General features: G+C 63.0%; 13 protein-coding genes. 8 read left to right on the plus strand and 5 right to left on the minus strand.

All coding sequences use genetic code 11. From position 1 onward, the window contains the following. Positions 1–8: 8 nt before the first annotated feature. The 7 genes from RPPS3_RS12025 to RPPS3_RS12060 all read left to right on the plus strand — a co-directional run bounded on the left by RPPS3_RS12025 (position 9) and on the right by RPPS3_RS12060 (position 9,020). The gene (locus tag RPPS3_RS12025) at positions 9–1,007 is read left to right on the plus strand and encodes an ABC transporter permease (RefSeq protein WP_107344314.1); all 999 of its coding nucleotides are present in this window, start codon (positions 9–11) and stop codon (positions 1,005–1,007) included. Further along, positions 1,007–1,819: an ABC transporter ATP-binding protein gene (locus RPPS3_RS12030; RefSeq protein ID WP_107344315.1), complete on the plus strand. Its 813-nt coding sequence runs from the start codon at positions 1,007–1,009 to the stop codon at positions 1,817–1,819. Before RPPS3_RS12025 ends, RPPS3_RS12030 begins: the two co-directional genes overlap by 1 nt. A gap of 792 nt (positions 1,820–2,611) precedes the next feature. Beyond that, positions 2,612–3,544 carry a radical SAM protein gene (locus tag RPPS3_RS12040; protein WP_234820195.1) on the plus strand — a complete coding sequence of 311 codons (933 nt, stop codon included), beginning with the start codon at positions 2,612–2,614 and terminating at the stop codon, positions 3,542–3,544. A 38-nt stretch (positions 3,545–3,582) separates the two neighbouring features. Then, positions 3,583–4,452 (plus strand): AAA family ATPase, encoded by an 870-nt coding sequence (locus RPPS3_RS12045; protein WP_011158185.1) that lies wholly within the window; start codon positions 3,583–3,585, stop codon positions 4,450–4,452. Positions 4,453–4,519: 67 nt separating this feature from the next. Then, entirely contained in the window at positions 4,520–6,028 is a 1,509-nt protein-coding gene (locus RPPS3_RS12050; RefSeq protein ID WP_107344317.1) for a nitrogenase component 1, read from the plus strand. A gap of 11 nt (positions 6,029–6,039) precedes the next feature. Next, complete coding sequence (locus tag RPPS3_RS12055; RefSeq protein ID WP_107344318.1) at positions 6,040–7,422, plus strand: nitrogenase component 1; 1,383 nt, start codon at positions 6,040–6,042, stop codon at positions 7,420–7,422. A 293-nt stretch (positions 7,423–7,715) separates the two neighbouring features. Beyond that, positions 7,716–9,020 (plus strand): NAD(P)/FAD-dependent oxidoreductase, encoded by a 1,305-nt coding sequence (locus RPPS3_RS12060; RefSeq protein ID WP_107344319.1) that lies wholly within the window; start codon positions 7,716–7,718, stop codon positions 9,018–9,020. Between the two features lie 37 nt (positions 9,021–9,057). On the opposite strand, the gene RPPS3_RS12065 is transcribed toward RPPS3_RS12060, so the two are convergent. Genes RPPS3_RS12065 through RPPS3_RS12075 form a run of 3 tightly spaced genes read right to left on the minus strand, consistent with a single transcriptional unit; the run spans position 9,058 to position 11,860 of the window. Then, on the minus strand, positions 9,058–9,543 hold the full coding sequence (locus RPPS3_RS12065) for an L-2-amino-thiazoline-4-carboxylic acid hydrolase (RefSeq protein ID WP_107344320.1): 486 nt from the start codon (positions 9,541–9,543) through the stop codon (positions 9,058–9,060). Continuing rightward, entirely contained in the window at positions 9,540–10,247 is a 708-nt protein-coding gene (locus tag RPPS3_RS12070; RefSeq protein WP_234820197.1) for a cysteine hydrolase family protein, read from the minus strand. Before RPPS3_RS12070 ends, RPPS3_RS12065 begins: the two co-directional genes overlap by 4 nt. A gap of 11 nt (positions 10,248–10,258) precedes the next feature. Then, positions 10,259–11,860, minus strand: coding sequence for an ABC transporter substrate-binding protein (locus tag RPPS3_RS12075; protein WP_107344322.1), 1,602 nt, complete (start codon positions 11,858–11,860; stop codon positions 10,259–10,261). Positions 11,861–12,086: 226 nt separating this feature from the next. On the opposite strand from RPPS3_RS12075, the gene RPPS3_RS12080 reads away from it, so the two are divergent. Then, a complete protein-coding gene (locus tag RPPS3_RS12080) occupies positions 12,087–12,977 on the plus strand; it encodes a LysR substrate-binding domain-containing protein (protein WP_107344323.1) in 891 nt (296 codons plus the stop codon). Between the two features lie 61 nt (positions 12,978–13,038). On the opposite strand, the gene RPPS3_RS12085 is transcribed toward RPPS3_RS12080, so the two are convergent. Together RPPS3_RS12085 and RPPS3_RS12090 are read right to left on the minus strand one after the other, a co-directional pair. Further along, a complete protein-coding gene (locus RPPS3_RS12085) occupies positions 13,039–14,661 on the minus strand; it encodes an ABC transporter ATP-binding protein (protein WP_107344324.1) in 1,623 nt (540 codons plus the stop codon). After that, the gene (locus tag RPPS3_RS12090) at positions 14,658–15,488 is read right to left on the minus strand and encodes an ABC transporter permease (RefSeq protein ID WP_107344325.1); all 831 of its coding nucleotides are present in this window, start codon (positions 15,486–15,488) and stop codon (positions 14,658–14,660) included. Before RPPS3_RS12090 ends, RPPS3_RS12085 begins: the two co-directional genes overlap by 4 nt.

Raw genomic sequence — 15,488 nt, forward strand, 5'->3', positions numbered from 1 at the left:
GCGCAGCTATGACCGATGCCATTCAGGCCGCCGGGGACGAGGCGGTCGTCGGCCACGTCGCTGCGGTCAACGGCCTCTGGCGGGACGGGCTGCTCGCCGCCGCAGCTTGGCTCGCCGCTGCACTCGTCACAATCGGGCTACCCGACGTCGTCCCTTGGGGAAGTGCATCGCTGTTCGCGTGGATCACGGCCGGTGTCGCGGCGATATTCCTCACCCTGTCGGTCATCGCGCATCGGCTCGGACGTGCAGGGGAGGTGCTGGTCCACTACGGCCCATGGGTGATCGTCGTAGGCATTTGGCTGGCAGTCTGGGAACTGACGACAGCGAAGTTCGGTTGGCTGCCTAAGCCGTTCTTTTCGCCGCCTCACGGACTTCTCAATGTTTACGTCACCGACGGCTCGCGGCTGCTGATCTGCATCGGTTATACGCTTCGGCTTTGGGCCTTGGGATTCCTGTCGGGCATCGTGGTCGGTTACGGCGTCGGGGTGGCCATCGGATGGTCGCGGCGGTTTAGCTATTGGGGCATGCCGCTGCTGAAGCTGATCGGACCGGTCCCGGCCACTGCGTGGATTCCCTGCACCTTCTACTTCTTCCCCACTACGTTCGGCGCGAGCATCTTCATCGTGGCGCTTGCGTCCGGAATTCCGGTGGCAATCCTCACCGCATCGGGGGTGGGATCTGTGAACCGCGCCTATTACGATGTCGGCCGCATTCTCGGCGCGGACAGCCGCTATCTCATTCGCCGCGTCGCGATCCCGGCGGCAATGCCCCACGTCTTCGTGGGTCTGTTCATGGCGCTGTACTATTCCTTTGCGGTGTTGGTCGTTGCGGAGATGCTCGGCGCCAAATACGGGCTCGGCTGGTACATCCAATTCCAAACGGCCTATTCGGGCTATGCCAATGTCTATGCTGCGCTGTTGATCATGGCGCTGCTCTGCGCCGGGATTATTCGTCTGCTATTCGTCGTGCGAGATCGCCTGTTGAATTGGCAGGAGGGTTTCATCTGATGGCCGATCTTGTGCTGGTTCACTCCGCCTCTCCAGAAACGATCCCAGCTGACGTCGACAGCGACGGAATGGCGCTTGAGATCCGAGGTGTCAGCCATCGTTTCAAGCTGTCTGGAACGAGCTTGCCGGTCCTCGACACGATCGATCTGGACGTCGCTCCGGGAGACTTCGTCGCGTTGCTCGGCCCCTCGGGCTGCGGAAAGTCGACATTGCTGCGCCTGATCGCGGGCCTCGAACCACCGTCGAGCGGTACGATCTTCGCTGACGGCGAGCGCGTGACTGCGCCGGACCCATCCCGCAATCTCGTGTTTCAGGATCCGACCCTGTTCCCATGGGCGACTGTGTGGAGCAATGTGGCGACTGGGCTCGAAGCGAGAGGCGTTCTCAAGCTGCAGCGCTCCCGGGTCGCTGAAGCACTGGCGCTCGTCGGCCTTGATGGCTTCGAAACGGCTTATCCGCATCAGCTATCCGGCGGCATGGCGCAACGGGCGTCCTTGGCACGCGCGTTGGTCAACGATCCGTCGCTGCTGCTGTTGGATGAACCGCTCGGCAAGCTCGACTCGCTAACGCGGCTGACGTTGCAGGATGAGCTGGTGCGGCTGTGGCAAAAGAAAAGGTTCACCGCGATCCTGGTCACGCATGATGTCGAGGAGGCGCTGTTACTCGCCTCCCGTATTCTGGTGTTCGGCGAAAGACCGGCGCGGATCAAAGCTGAATTTCTGTTCGACGAACCCTATCCCCGACACCGCGATGATCCGGTGCTGGTCGAGCTGCGCCGCCAAATCCTCAGCACGCTCGGTGTTGCGACGTGATCCGATGACCATGGTCGGCCGCGCATTGTTGGCGTTCGGAGCGTTGATGCTGGTCAGCGCAGTGGGATGGTGGTGGATCACGTTTGGCGATGTCGTTAGGTTTTCGTACTTGAGTGCCTCGGAGGCCGCAACCTGCCTCGTCGGCAACTCGTCGGTGTGCGAGCTCGCGCGTTCACTCTGTCGCGCGTCGCATCCGTCGGTAGTTGCGAGCTATTGGTGGGGAACGTTCTGGATCGGCGTCGCGATGACGTCCGCCAGTCTCACGGCGACAACGCCACGTTCGCAATAGGCGGCGCGTGAGCCGTGCAGAGCTGCTTGCGAAACAGCGTCGATACCGCGTCGTAGGAATCGACGGAAGGATCGCCAACAGCAGATCTCGCGCAAAGCGGTTAGCACGTACCAATTACAATCCACCGTAGTTGCAAATTCGCCTGTCCGCGTTTTTCGGAGAACGATGCGGATGCGAGTTGGCAGACTATGAAAGCCAATCCTCGCAAGAATACGGTAATTCACACAGCTGTGAGTTGTTAGTTGATGCCGTCGATGACGCGATGATCGCGACGATCGAGGATGGCAGAAAGGAACTGGGATGAGTTTGTCGGTGACGCGAGGCGCGCCTGTGGGGAAGGTCGTGTTGCTGACAGGTCTGGTGAAAGAAGTCGCGCGGTCGGCAGCGTTGTCATCGGTTTCCTTTGGTCGTTCTAGTCAGGGCCGTGCCGTCTTTGTGCAGCGGTGCGACGTCGCCCGTCGTTGTGTTGGAGCGAGATCTGCCGTGCTGGAGCGTCGTGCATCGTGACCGAGACCGGCCAAAACTGCGCGGCCCAGGCAATGCGGATGGCCGCGACGGCACCGGCCTTTCCGGAGCTGGAGGGTCGACATCCTTGTTTCAGCACAACGGCCGAGGGGCACGCACGCGCGGCGCGCCTCCATCTGCCGGTGAGTCCGGGGTGCAATATCGATTGCGCGTTCTGTATTCGTGACTTCAACCGGCGTGATCAGCGTCCCGGTGTCGCCACGCGTCTGCTGACGCCTCAGCAGGCGGTGGCCATTGTCGCGAGGGCGCTCGAGCTCTGCCCGTCCATCAACGTAGTCGGCATCGCCGGGCCTGGTGATCCGCTGGCGACGCCACATGCGCTTCAAACGTTCGCGTTGGTCCGCGAGCGTTGGCCCGAGGTGGTCCTCTGCCTATCGACGAATGGTCTGATGCTGCCGGACCGCATCGATGAGATCGCGGCGCTCGGGATTTCGACCCTGACGGTGACGGTCAACGCGGTCGATCCGCAGATCCAAGCGCAGGTGACGCCGAAGATCGCGTGGCAACGGAAGCGATTAAACGGCGTCGTCGCCGGCGAGCGACTGATCGCCAATCAACTGGAGGGTATTGCCCGCGCCGCCGCCAACGGTCTGACCGTCAAAGTCAACATCGTGCTGATTCCGACGGTCAACGACCATCACATCGAAGCCGTCGCCGAACGCGTCGCGGCGGCCGGCGCGAATCTCATCAACATCATTCCGCTGATCCCGCAGCACGGCTTCGCGCATCTGAAGCCGCCTGGAATGCTGATGCGATACGCGGCGCGTGCCGCGGCGGAGAAGTATCTGCGGGTGTTCACCCATTGCCAGCGGTGCAGGGCCGATGCCTGCGGCATTCCCGGCGTCAGCGATTACGCCCAGCAGCTCTATGGCGACGACATCGTCGCAGAACCGACCTTTTCGCACGGCTGAGGTCGGTTCCTTCCTGACACAACTTGGAGACACGGCATATGGCGAAACAACTCAAGCAGATTGCGATCTACGGCAAGGGCGGCATCGGAAAATCGACCACGACGTCCAACATCAGCGCCGCGCTTGCAGAGGCCGGCTACAAGGTCATGCAATTCGGCGCAGATCCGAAGGCGGACTCGACCAACACGCTCCGTGGCGGAGAGTACATTCCATCGGTCCTCGATCTTTTGGCCGAACGCCGCCGCGTGGATGCCTATGAGGCGATATTCCAAGGCTTCGGGGGCATCTATTGCGTCGAGGCCGGCGGCCCTCAACCGGGCGTCGGATGCGCGGGGCGGGGCATCATTACAGCCGTTGAACTGCTCAAGCAGCAACGGGTCTTCGAAGAGCTGGACCTGGACATCGTGATCTACGACGTGCTCGGCGACGTCGTGTGCGGCGGCTTCGCCGTGCCGGTGCGCGAAGGCATCGCCGAACATGTGTTCACCGTGTCGTCATCCGACTTCATGGCGATCTATGCGGCCAACAATCTGTTTCGTGGCATCGAGCGGTTCTCGAACTCGGGCGGTGCGCTGCTGGGTGGGATCATCGCCAACTCGATCAACACCGACTTTCAGCGCGAGGTGATCGATGATTTTGCGGCGCATACCGATACGCCAATCGTGCAGTACGTTCCGCGTTCGCTGACCGTGACTCAGGCTGAGCTCAGCGGGCGGACGACTATCGAGGCGGCGCCGCAATCGGCGCAAGCCGACGTCTATCGGCAACTGGCGCGCCGGATTGCCGAACACACCGAGTCGAAGGTGCCGACGCCGCTGAATCCGCAGCAGCTTCGCGAATGGTCCGCGCGCTGGGCTGACCATCTGGTGGCTGCCGAACGGGCCGAAGCGGAGCGGCAGGTGGCCTGATCCGTCGGCTGTGGCGGCATTCGCGAGAGGGTGCCGCAGACTCTTCCTCCAGCTTTAGAGGCGCAGAATGGTTCTGAATCTGAAGACATCGAGCGTCGAGACCCGCGAACAGCGGCTCGGCACCATCATCGGATGGGACGGTACCGCGTCGAAGCTGGCCGACGAGTCGGCGTTTTCGCGCGGTGACTGTAGCGGCTGCGGAACGAAGGCGCGACGGGTTTGCGAGCTTGAAGGGCCGTTTACCCAGGGTTCGGTCTGCAGCGAGCAAATGGTGGAGTGTCAGGCCGGCAATATCCGGGACGCCGTCCTGATCCAGCATTCGCCGATCGGCTGCGGAGCGGGGCAGGTGATCTATAATTCGATCTATCGCAACGGCCTGGCGATGCGTGGATTGCCGGTCCAGAACATTCGGTTCATCTCGACCAATCTGCGCGAACGCGACATGGTCTATGGCGGTGCCGAAAAGCTGGCCGAAGCGATCCGGCTGGCCGTCGAACGCCACCAACCCAAGGCGGTGTTCATCGCGACGTCCTGCGCCAGCGGCATCATCGGCGATGACATCGAGAGCGTTGCACGGACCGCCGAATCCGAGTTCGGCATCCCGATCATCCCACTGCATTGCGAAGGCTTCAAATCCAAGCACTGGTCGACCGGATTTGATGCGACCCAGCACGGCATTTTGCGGCAGATCGTGCGCCGCAACCCGGAGAAGCGCCAGGACGATCTGATCAACGTGATCAATCTGTGGGGCACCGACGTCTTCAGCCCGATGCTCGGCGAACTCGGCCTGCGTGTGAACTATGTGGTCGACATGGCGACGGTCGAGGAACTCGCGCAGATGTCGGAGGCGCGCGCGACCGTCAGCTTTTGCTACACGCTCGGCACCTATCTGGCGACGGCATTGGAGCAGGAGTTCGGCGTCGAGCAGATCAAGGCGCCACAACCCTACGGGTTTGCGGGGACGGATGCGTGGCTGCGTGAGCTTGCCCGTGTCACAGGCCGCGGGGCGCAAGCCGAAGATTACATCGCTCGCGAGCATGCACGGGTCAAGCCGCTGCTCGATGAGTTGCGGCCGAAACTGAAAGGCCTCAAGGGCTATGTGGCGACCGGCTCGGCCTATTCTCACGGTCTGATCGGGGTGCTTCGCGAGATCGGGGTGGAGGTGGATGGATCCTTGGTGTTCCACCACGATCCGGTCTACGACAGCGAGGATCCCAGACAGGACTCGCTCGGCCATCTGATCGAGAATTATGGCGACGTTCGCCACTTCACCGTGGGCAATCGTCAGCAGTACCAGTTCTACAATCTGCTTCAGCGGGTGAAGCCGGACTTCATTATCATCCGGCACAACGGGTTGGCGCCACTTGCCGCTCGCCTCGGAATTCCCGCCATTCCGCTCGGCGATGAGCACCATGCCTTGGGCTATCAAGGCATGGTGAACCTCGGGGAATCGATCCTCGCCGCGCTCCAGCATCGCAAATTCCATAAGGATATCGCGAAGCGGGTGAGCCTTCCGTACAAGCAATCCTGGCTGGCGCAGAAGGATCCGTTCGCGCTCGCGCGAGCCGCCTCGTAAAGGGACGCATCATGGCTATCCTTGCCCTCAAGTCGCGACCGACGGAAATCACGCCTGATGCCGACAAGTCGGGTGCGATCGAACTGGTGCGCTATGTGTGCGCAATCGGCGCGATGCAGACCGCTGCGGCGATCCCCAGGGTGGTGCCCATCACGCATTGCGGGCCCGGCTGTGCCGACAAGCAGTACGTGAACCTCACTTTCTACAACGGATTCCAAGGCAGTGGTTATGGAGGTGGGCCGGTCGTTCCGAGTACCAATGCATCGCAGCGCGAGGTGATTTTCGGCGGCGCGGATCGTTTGCGCGAACTGATCGAATCTTCGCAGCTGGTCTTGGATGCCGATTTGTTCGTCGTGCTCACCGGCTGTATTCCGGACCTCGTCGGAGACGACGTCGGATCGGTGGTCCGTGATTTTCAGAAGCGCGGAGTTCCGATCGTTTATGCCGAGACCGGAGGGTTTCGCGGCAACAACTTCACCGGCCACGAGGCGGTGACACACGCGATCATCGAACAGTATCTCGGTCCCTGGGACGGCGTGCGGGAGCGGGGGACTGTGAATCTCTGGTCGCTGCTGCCATATCAGAACACGTTCTGGCGCGGCGACCTCGAGGAGATCAAGCGGCTGCTGGAGGGTATTGGCCTGAACGTCAATGTGCTGTTCGGCCCGGATTCCGAGGGATTGAGCGAGTGGCGGAACATCCCGCGCGCGCAGTTCAATTTGGTGCTGTCGCCCTGGCTTGGATTGTCGACGGCTGAGCTGCTCGCTCGCCGGTACGAGCAGCCTTATCTGCACATTCCCGTCGTTCCGATCGGCGCGCGGGAGAGCGGAGCATTCTTGCGGAAGGTGGCCTCATTCGCCGGCATCTCGGTCGATGTGGTCGAGGCGTTCATCGCCAAGGAAGAGAAGCGATACTACAACTACATCGATGGCTTTACCGATTTCTACTCAGAGTATTGGTGGGGCCTGCCGGCGCGCTTTGCGGTGATCGGTGACAGTGCCTACAATCTGGCGCTGACGAAATTTCTCGTGACGCAGCTTGGATTGATTCCGGCCAAGCAAATCGTCACCGAAGATCCGCCTGTTGAGCATCGCGAAGCAATTCAGGCTGAATTCCGTGCGATCGATGACGACGTCTCGGTCGACGTGGAGTTTGTCGAAGACAGCTACACCATTCACCAAGCGCTGAGGAATGCCGACTTCGGCCACAAGCCTCCGATTATCTTTGGAACGACGTGGGAGCGCGACCTGGTCAAGGAGATGAAAGGGTCATTGATTGAAGTCGGATTTCCTGCCTCCTATGAGGTCGTGTTGTCGAGGAGTTACGTCGGCTACCGCGGCGCTTTATCGCTCCTCGAACGCATCTACACCACGGTCGTCAGCCACAGCGCCTAGCGTCGGCGAACGTCGCGAGGTGGCTCCAAAGGAGCCTATGTCGTGACATGCCGTAGGGGCCGAAGAAGCCCACGCGCAAGCAGGGTCCGTCGCGTGTGATCGTCAAATGGGACAGAACAGCGCGCATCGGAGGCGGGTGACCCGAGAATGCGGTGCTCGGCGCGCGCGGCGGCGCATGACGGGATGTCTGCTGTCCCAAGGCTGGCGATAGCAGTAGAATAGACGGATCGCCTCCCGGCAAAATACAATCCGCCAGAACCGCCCTTATCCGTCGATCACCGGAAACAATTGATATGACAACGACCGATGTCTCCTGGCCGAAATCTCTCTGGCATGCGGTGACTGGACCCGGACCAGAGTTGCCGGCCTTACATGGCGCGGAGGAGGCCGCTGTAGTGGTGATCGGCGGCGGCTTCAGTGGGCTGTCGACGGCGCTGCATCTGCGTGAGGTCGGCGTCGATGTCGCGGTCGTCGAGGCGGCGGAGCCCGGCTGGGGCGCATCCGGTCGCAACAATGGCCAGGTGATTCCGACGTTGTCGCGGCCTGACCCGGAGGACATCGTCGCCAAGCACGTTGCGGTCGGCCAGCGGCTGGTCGGGCTGATCCGCGACAGCGCGTCGATCCTGTTCGATGTCGCCAAACGCCACGGCGTCGACGCCGAGCAGGAGCAGAACGGCTGGGTGCAGCCGGTGCATTCGCCGGGCCGCATCAAGATCGCCGAGCGACGATTCCGGCAGTGGTCGAAGTTCGGCGCGCCGGTCGAGCTGCTGTCACGCGATCAAGTGCGCGACATGCTCGGTTCCGAAGCCTGGTTCGGCGGATTCTGGAACAGGACCGGCGGCCACGTCAATCCGCTGGCGCTCGCGCGCGGACTAGCTCGTGCCGTGCTGGCGCAAGGCGGCCGTATCTTCGCGCGCTCGCCGGCAGTGAGCATCGAGCGGCGCGGCGATCGCTGGATCGTCAAGACCGCCCAAGGCGAGATCAGCGGCCGGGCGCTGGTGGTCGCCAGCAACGCCTACACCGGCGAATTCTCCAAGACGTTGGCGCCGGCGATCGCCAGCGAGGTCATGCCGGTACGGTCGTGGCAGATGGCGACGCAGCCGCTGAGCGACAATGTGCGCAAGACCATCATCCCGGGCCGCCAGGCGATGTCCGATACCCATGGCGAGTTGATCTTCGGACGGTTCGACGCGCGCAACCGCTTCGTCACCGGCGGCGCCATCGTCCGGCCGTTCAACCAGGTCGCGACGCTCAAGGCGCGGGTCGGCAAGCGGCTGCAGAGCCTGTGGCCGCAGATCGGCGAGGTGCGGTTCGACTACGTCTGGAACGGCTTCATCGGCATGACGACGGACTACCTGCCGCACATCCACCGCCTCGGCCCCAACGCCTATGGTTGGACTGGTTGCAACGGCCGCGGCGTGGCGTTGTCGGTCGCGCTCGGCCGCGAACTGTCCAAAGCCGTCCGCGGTGCGCCGGATGGCGAACTGGCGCTGCCCTTCACCGAGCCGACGCCGATCCCCGCGAACGAACTGCTGCGTCCGTTCGCGCCGCTGATGATGGTGCTGTACCGGCACCGGGACGCCAAGGAGATCGGCTGACGAGGCGCGGACGAACCTGTTCTGCCGCGCCGGCCGATTACGTCTTTGCGCCGGCTTTGACTTCGTACCGGAAATCGCAACACGCGCCGCCCGACATCAGGGTGCTTGTGCGGGTCAGCTCGACGCGGGGATCGTAGCCTTCGATGAAACCGGCATCCCGGTTGCACGACAGCAGATGACCGATCTCGCCGAGACCCATCTCGCGATACATCTCGGCATAGCGGCAGCGATGCACGTCGTAGCTGAAGCCCTGATCGTCCGCGCGCAGGACCTCGACCTCCAGCGCGTCGTCCTGGGTCCACAGCCGTTGCAGCTCCGCGAAGCTGCGGATATCCGCTCCGCCCGGCACGCCGCTCGCAAAGTCGCGGCCGGCTTCGACCGCGGTCTTGGCAATGGCCTCGCCGATCAGCGATTGAGCCCGCTCCTTGCCGAGATGCGCACATAGCGTCTCGTAGATCGGCTTGATGACACCGGCCTCGATCCGCCGGCGGGCGAGGATGCCGAGTTCCTGGTCCTCACTCATGATGAAGCCGCCTCCGCGACTGGCAGTCGCTGCAGCGCCTCGAGCAGCGCCGGACTCTCGGCGACGGCGCCGAACACGCCGCTTTTCTTGATCAGCAACTGGATCGCGGCCTCATGCACCGCCTCGAAACAGGCGCCGGTGCCGTCCGCCAGCGTCAGGCAGTCGAAGCCGCGATCGAGCGCCTCGCGCACATTGGTGTGGATGCAGCAATCGGTGGTGAGCCCGGTCAGGATCAGGTTTGTGATGCCGCGCTCACGCAGATACTTCTCGATGCCGGTGAAGCCGAAGGCGCCGTAGGACGGCTTGTCGAACACCGGCTCTCCATCCTGCGGCGCGAGCTCCGGGATGATCTGCCAGCACTCGGCACCCTCGATCAGGTAGCGCCCTTTCGGCCCCTCGTCGCCGACCGCCACACCCTTGCCGTCGATGCCGCGCCAGAGCCGATGCGGCTGGACGTCCGATAGGTCGGGCTTGAAGGTCTCGCGGGTATGGATCACCGGCATGCCGACCGCGCGGCAGGCCGCCAGGACGCGGGCGATCACGGGGATCGGCCGCTGCAGGGCGGTGAGGTCGAAGCCGAACTGGTGCATGTACCCGCCCTCGGCGCAGAAATCGCCCTGGACATCGATGACCAGCAGCGCGGTGTTGTGCGTCGTCAGCGGGCCGTGCAGCGGAAACGGATAGGGGGTGGAGTCGAGTTTCAACGGGACGTTCCTCATTTCTGCACCCACAGGTCATACCAGCTGCTCGAAGGCCAGCGCGGGGTGTTGCGATCATTGCGCAGCTTCTTGTTCGTGACCGTAATGAATTCGCGGTCGGTCGCCATCCAGACCGGCATCTCGGTGTTGGCCAGCTTGACGAACTCGGCATACAGCCGCTTGCGTGCCTGCGGATCGAGCTCGATTGCGGCCTTGTCGATCACCCGGTCGATCTCGGCATCCTGCCAGCCCCATTGGTTGGTCCATGGCGCTCCCTTGGTGGCGCCGGAGCGATACCAGACCGTCGTGCTGACCGCAGGGTCGCTCCTGAACTGGTGGCGTCCGGTGGCCAGGTCGAAATTCCAATCGCGATACACGTCGGACAAGAAGCCGGCCGCATCACGCGGCACGATCTCGACCTGAATGCCGACCTCTGTCAGCGATTGCTGGATGAAGGTCGCGAAGGAGCTGACGTCCTCGCCCCATGGTGCGGGCAGCAGTCGCAGCTTGAAGCGTTGCCCGTTGGTGCGCGGATATCCAGCCTCGTCCAGCAGCTTATTGGCGAGCGCGACGTCGTATTTCAGATCCGGCGCGCCTGCGACGAAGAAGTCCGACGACTGGGGAATCGGGCCCTGGCCGCGTTTGCCGAAGCCATAGAGCAGGTTCTCAATGAAGAAGTCGGTATTGATGGCGTGTATGATAGCGCGGCGGACGCGAATATCCGCCAGCTCCTTGCGGCGGAAATTGAACTCCACCGTATTCTGCACCGCGTTGCCTTCGTTGCCCTTGGTGGAGACGATGAAATCCTTGTGCTCGCGCAGCCGATTGATGTCCGACAACGTCAACGACGTGTAGGCGCTGAGGTCCACCGAGCCGGTCTCCAGCGCCATCGCCGCAGCCGTCTTGTCGGGAATGAACTTCCACACGATACGGTCGAGATAGGGGAAGCCCTTGCGCCAGTAGTCCGGGTTGCGCTCGGCGATGATGTACTGACCGCGCTCGTACTTCACGAATTTGAACGGACCGGTCCCGATCGGCTCGATGTTCGCCGGGTTTTCGAGAATATTCGTGCCCTCATAGATATGCTTCGGCGCGATATATCCGAGGTCGGGTAAAGCGCGCAGCAGCAGGTCCAGCGGCATCGGTTCAGAATACTGGAACACGGCCGTGAGCGGGTCCGGCGTATCGACCGCTTGCAGGCTCTTCTGCAAGGTCGAGCCGTAATTCAGGTACTTCTTCCACAGCTCCATCGCCGTGTACTGAACATCTGCCGACGTGAACGGCTTGCCGTCATGCCATTTGACGTTCTCACGCAGCTTGAAGGTGATCGTCTTGCCGTCGGCTGACGTTTTCCAGGCTGTCGCCAACACGCCGACCGGTCGGCCTTTATCGTCCAGATCCACCAGCGGCTCGACGATCTTGCTACCGACCAGGTAAACATCGACCGATGCCCGGATCGCAGGGTTCAGCACGCGCTGCTCGGCATTCATGTGGACGTTCAAGACGCCACCCCGGATAGGAGTGTCCTGCGCATGAACGATGCTGGGCTGGGTGACGGCGAGGGTGGCAAAAGCGACCGAGGAGAGGAAGGCGCGTCGTGAGAGGTGCAGCATCGTCATGGTTTCGGCTCCGTTCAGCGGATGCGATGTTCGTGCGGCCGGCAATGTCTCGACCGAGACGGTGTGCTAGCCGGGGCGGGGCGGGCTCAACAGACGCGGAGAAGGAATTACTCTCTCCGATCATCTTTGTAGTTGAATTTTTCTCACATAAATCAAGGATATCTCTGGAAATTTGACCGTCAATAGCTGATAATTATGAGAATTATTCAATATATGAGGAGGCGAGATGATTGAGCGCGGCGAGCCCCCACTGACCTCGGTGCGCGCCTTCGAAGCGGTCGCACGGCTCGGAGGCGCCACCGCCGCTGGCCGTGAACTGGGGGTCTCGCCTTCGGCGATCAGCCATCAACTTGCCGTGCTCGATGACTTCATGGGGCAACCGCTCACGCGGCGTCAGGGGCGGGGCCTCGTTTTGACCGACGCGGGGCGCGAGTATTTTCGCTCCGTTCGCACCGCGTTCGCCGTCCTGCGCGGCGCGACTGATCAACTTCGGGAGGGCAGCCGAAGTACGCAGGTTAGGCTCGGCGTCATCCCGCTGTTCGCCAGGGCCTGGCTGTTCCGTCACATCCAGGAATTTCTGGATCGGAATCCGGATATCGATCTCAGCATCTCCTACACCCACCATCGCAACTACGTCAGCGATTCAGCGGATCTGTCGGTTCGGTTCGGCGAGGGCAGTTGGAAGGGCTACAAAGCTCATCGGATTCTATCCGGTGCAATCGCGCCGTATTGCAGCCGGGCGTTCCTGGCCCGACATCGGGAAGCGGCCACCGATCCGAAACTGCTTCAGAACTATGCGCTGATTCACGATCAAGACTTCGGTGGCTGGCAGCAATGGTGGGATCTGCACCACCTCGAGGGCAAGCCCGGCACCGGGCTGTTGGTGGAGGACGGCAATCTCGCCTTGCAGGCGGCGCTGGATGGTCTGGGCATCGCTCTGCTGCGTCCCTCGCTCGTCGATGTCTTTGTCGACGAAGGAGGGCTGTCACGCCTCTTCGACCATCAGATTGAAGACGGCCGAGACTATTACCTCTGTCACCTCGTTGAGCAGCCGTTGTCGGAGGCAGAAGGGCGCCTTGTCAGTTGGATCATCGATCGTTGTCGGCATTCTGCCTAGTTGCGCGCATCCACGTGGAGGTGGTGTCTTTCGGCAGGCGACGATCTGCTCCGTAGCTCGGCTAGGTCACTGCGTGGCAGCGCGCGAAATCTCCGCCAGGGATCGAGGCGAGCAGGGCTTGCGTGTAGGGGTGCTGCGGGGCGTTGAAGACGTCACCGGCGGGGCCATGCTCTACGACAGCGCCGTCCTTCATCACGGCGACGAGGTCGCAGATCTGCGCGGCGACGCGCAGATCGTGGGTGATGAAGATAATCGACAGCCCAAGTTGCTCGCGCAAGCCGGTCAGCAGCTTGAGAACCTGCGCTTGCACCGAAACGTCGAGCGCCGATACGGCTTCATCCGCGATCAGCACGTCGGGCTTCAGCGCCAGCGCGCGGGCGAGGCCGATCCGCTGGCGCTGGCCGCCGGAGAATTCGTGCGGCAGCCGGTCGCCGGCGGCGGGGTCGAGCCCGACCAACTCGAACAGTTTGCGCGCCTCGGCGATCGCCTGCTTGCGCGGCGTGCCGTGGATGATCGGGCCTTGCGCGACCAGTTCCTCGGCCTTGTGCCGCGGATTGAGCGAGGCGAACGGGTCCTGAAACACCATCTGCATGTGGCGCGTTTCGCGCCGCACCTGCTCGCGCGGCATCGTCGCCCAGTCACGGCCGTCCAGCAGGATCGAGCCCGCGTCTGGATCGAGCAGCCGGATGATGCAGCGCGCCAGTGTTGACTTGCCGGAGCCGCTCTCGCCAACGATGCCGAGGGTCGCTCCCTTCGGCAATTTCAGCGAGACGTTCTTCACCGCGTCGGTGACGCGCGCGCCGCGGCCGAGAAAGCCGCCGGTGCGGAACGTCTTCGATACGTTGTCGATGCTCAGGATCGTGTCGCTGCCGAACGGACGCGGCGGCGGGGCGGTCAGCGGCGGCACCGCCGCAATCAGTTGCCGCGTATAAGCATGCTGTGGCCGGTTCAACACGTCGTCGGCCTTGCCCTGTTCGACGATGACGCCGTGCTGCATCACCACGACGCGGTCGGCGATCTCGGCGACGACGCCGAAATCATGGGTGATGAACAGCACCGCCGTGTTGCGCCGGCTTTGGAGTTCGCGGATCAGAGTGAGGATCTGCGCCTGGGTGGTGACGTCGAGCGCAGTCGTTGGCTCGTCGGCGATCAGCAGCTTGGGATCGAGCGCCAGCGCCATCGCGATCATGGCGCGCTGGCGCTGGCCGCCCGAGAGTTCGTGCGGATACGCGCCGGCGGCACGCGCCGGATCGGGGATGCGCACGTCGGTCAGCAGCGCCAGCACCTTGGCCTTGATGTCACGCTTCGACAGATCGGTATGGATCGAGAACATCTCGCCGATCTGATCACCGATGGTGCGCAGCGGATTGAGCGCGGTCATCGGCTCCTGAAACACCATGGCGATGCCTGCGCCGCGAACCTTGCGCATTTCCGCGGCGCTGGCCTGCGCAAGGTCGCGCCCCTCGAACAGCACGCAGCCGCCGTCGAGCGCGACGCCGCCGGGTAAGAGCTGCATCACGGCGTTCGCCATGATCGATTTGCCGGAGCCGGACTCGCCGACCACACAAAGGATTTCGCCGGCGGCGATCGTCAGCGACGCTTCGCGCACCGCGTGCGACCGGTCGGCGCCGGCGGGCAGGCGGACGCTCAGTTTGTCGAGCGTGAGAACTGCGGGCGTGGTCATCGGCCCTTCAGCCTCGGGTTGAGCGCATCGTTGAGGCCCTGGCCGACCAGCGACACCGCCAGCACGGTGATCAGGATGGCGATGCCGGGGATCGCGGCGACGTACCATTGGACGCGCAACACGTCGCGGCCGAGCCCGATCAGATTGCCCCAGGAGGCGACATTCGGATCTGACAGCCGCAGGAAGGCCAGTGCGCTCTCGAGCAGGATCGCCACCGCCATCACCACGCTGGCATAGACGATCACCGGCGGCAGCGCGTTGGGCAGGATCTCGCCGAGGATCAACTGCAGATCCTTCATGCCCAGCGTGCGACCTGCTTGCACGAACTCGCGATTGCGCAAGCTGAGGAATTCGGCGCGTGTCAGTCGTGCTGGCGCCGGCCACGACACGATCCCGACCGCGATCGTCACCGTGGTCAGCGTCGAGCCGAACACCGCGACCAGCACCAGCAGCAACACGAAGTTCGGCAGGGTCTGGAATGCCTCTGTAATTCGCATCAGGACGGTGTCGACCCAGCCGCCGAAATAGCCCGCAAACGCGCCGATCAGCACGCCGATCAGAATAGCGATCACGGTGGCGGCGCCCCCGATCAGCAGCGCGATCCGTGCGCCGTGGAAGATCTGGGCGGCGATGTCACGGCCGGAATTGTCGGTGCCGAGCAAGAAACGCGGATTGCTGAATGGCCAGATCAGGGGCCGGCCGGCTAGCGCCAAGGGATCGCGGGGATAGAACCAGCCGGCACTGATCGCCATGCCGATGACGAGCAACAACAGGATCAGGCCGACGATGGCGGCCGGGCTGCGGAAGTAGCGTTTGAGCGCATCCAT

The sequence above is a fragment of the Rhodopseudomonas palustris genome (genome assembly GCF_003031265.1).
GTDB classification, from domain to species: Bacteria; Pseudomonadota; Alphaproteobacteria; order Rhizobiales; family Xanthobacteraceae; genus Rhodopseudomonas; species Rhodopseudomonas palustris_H.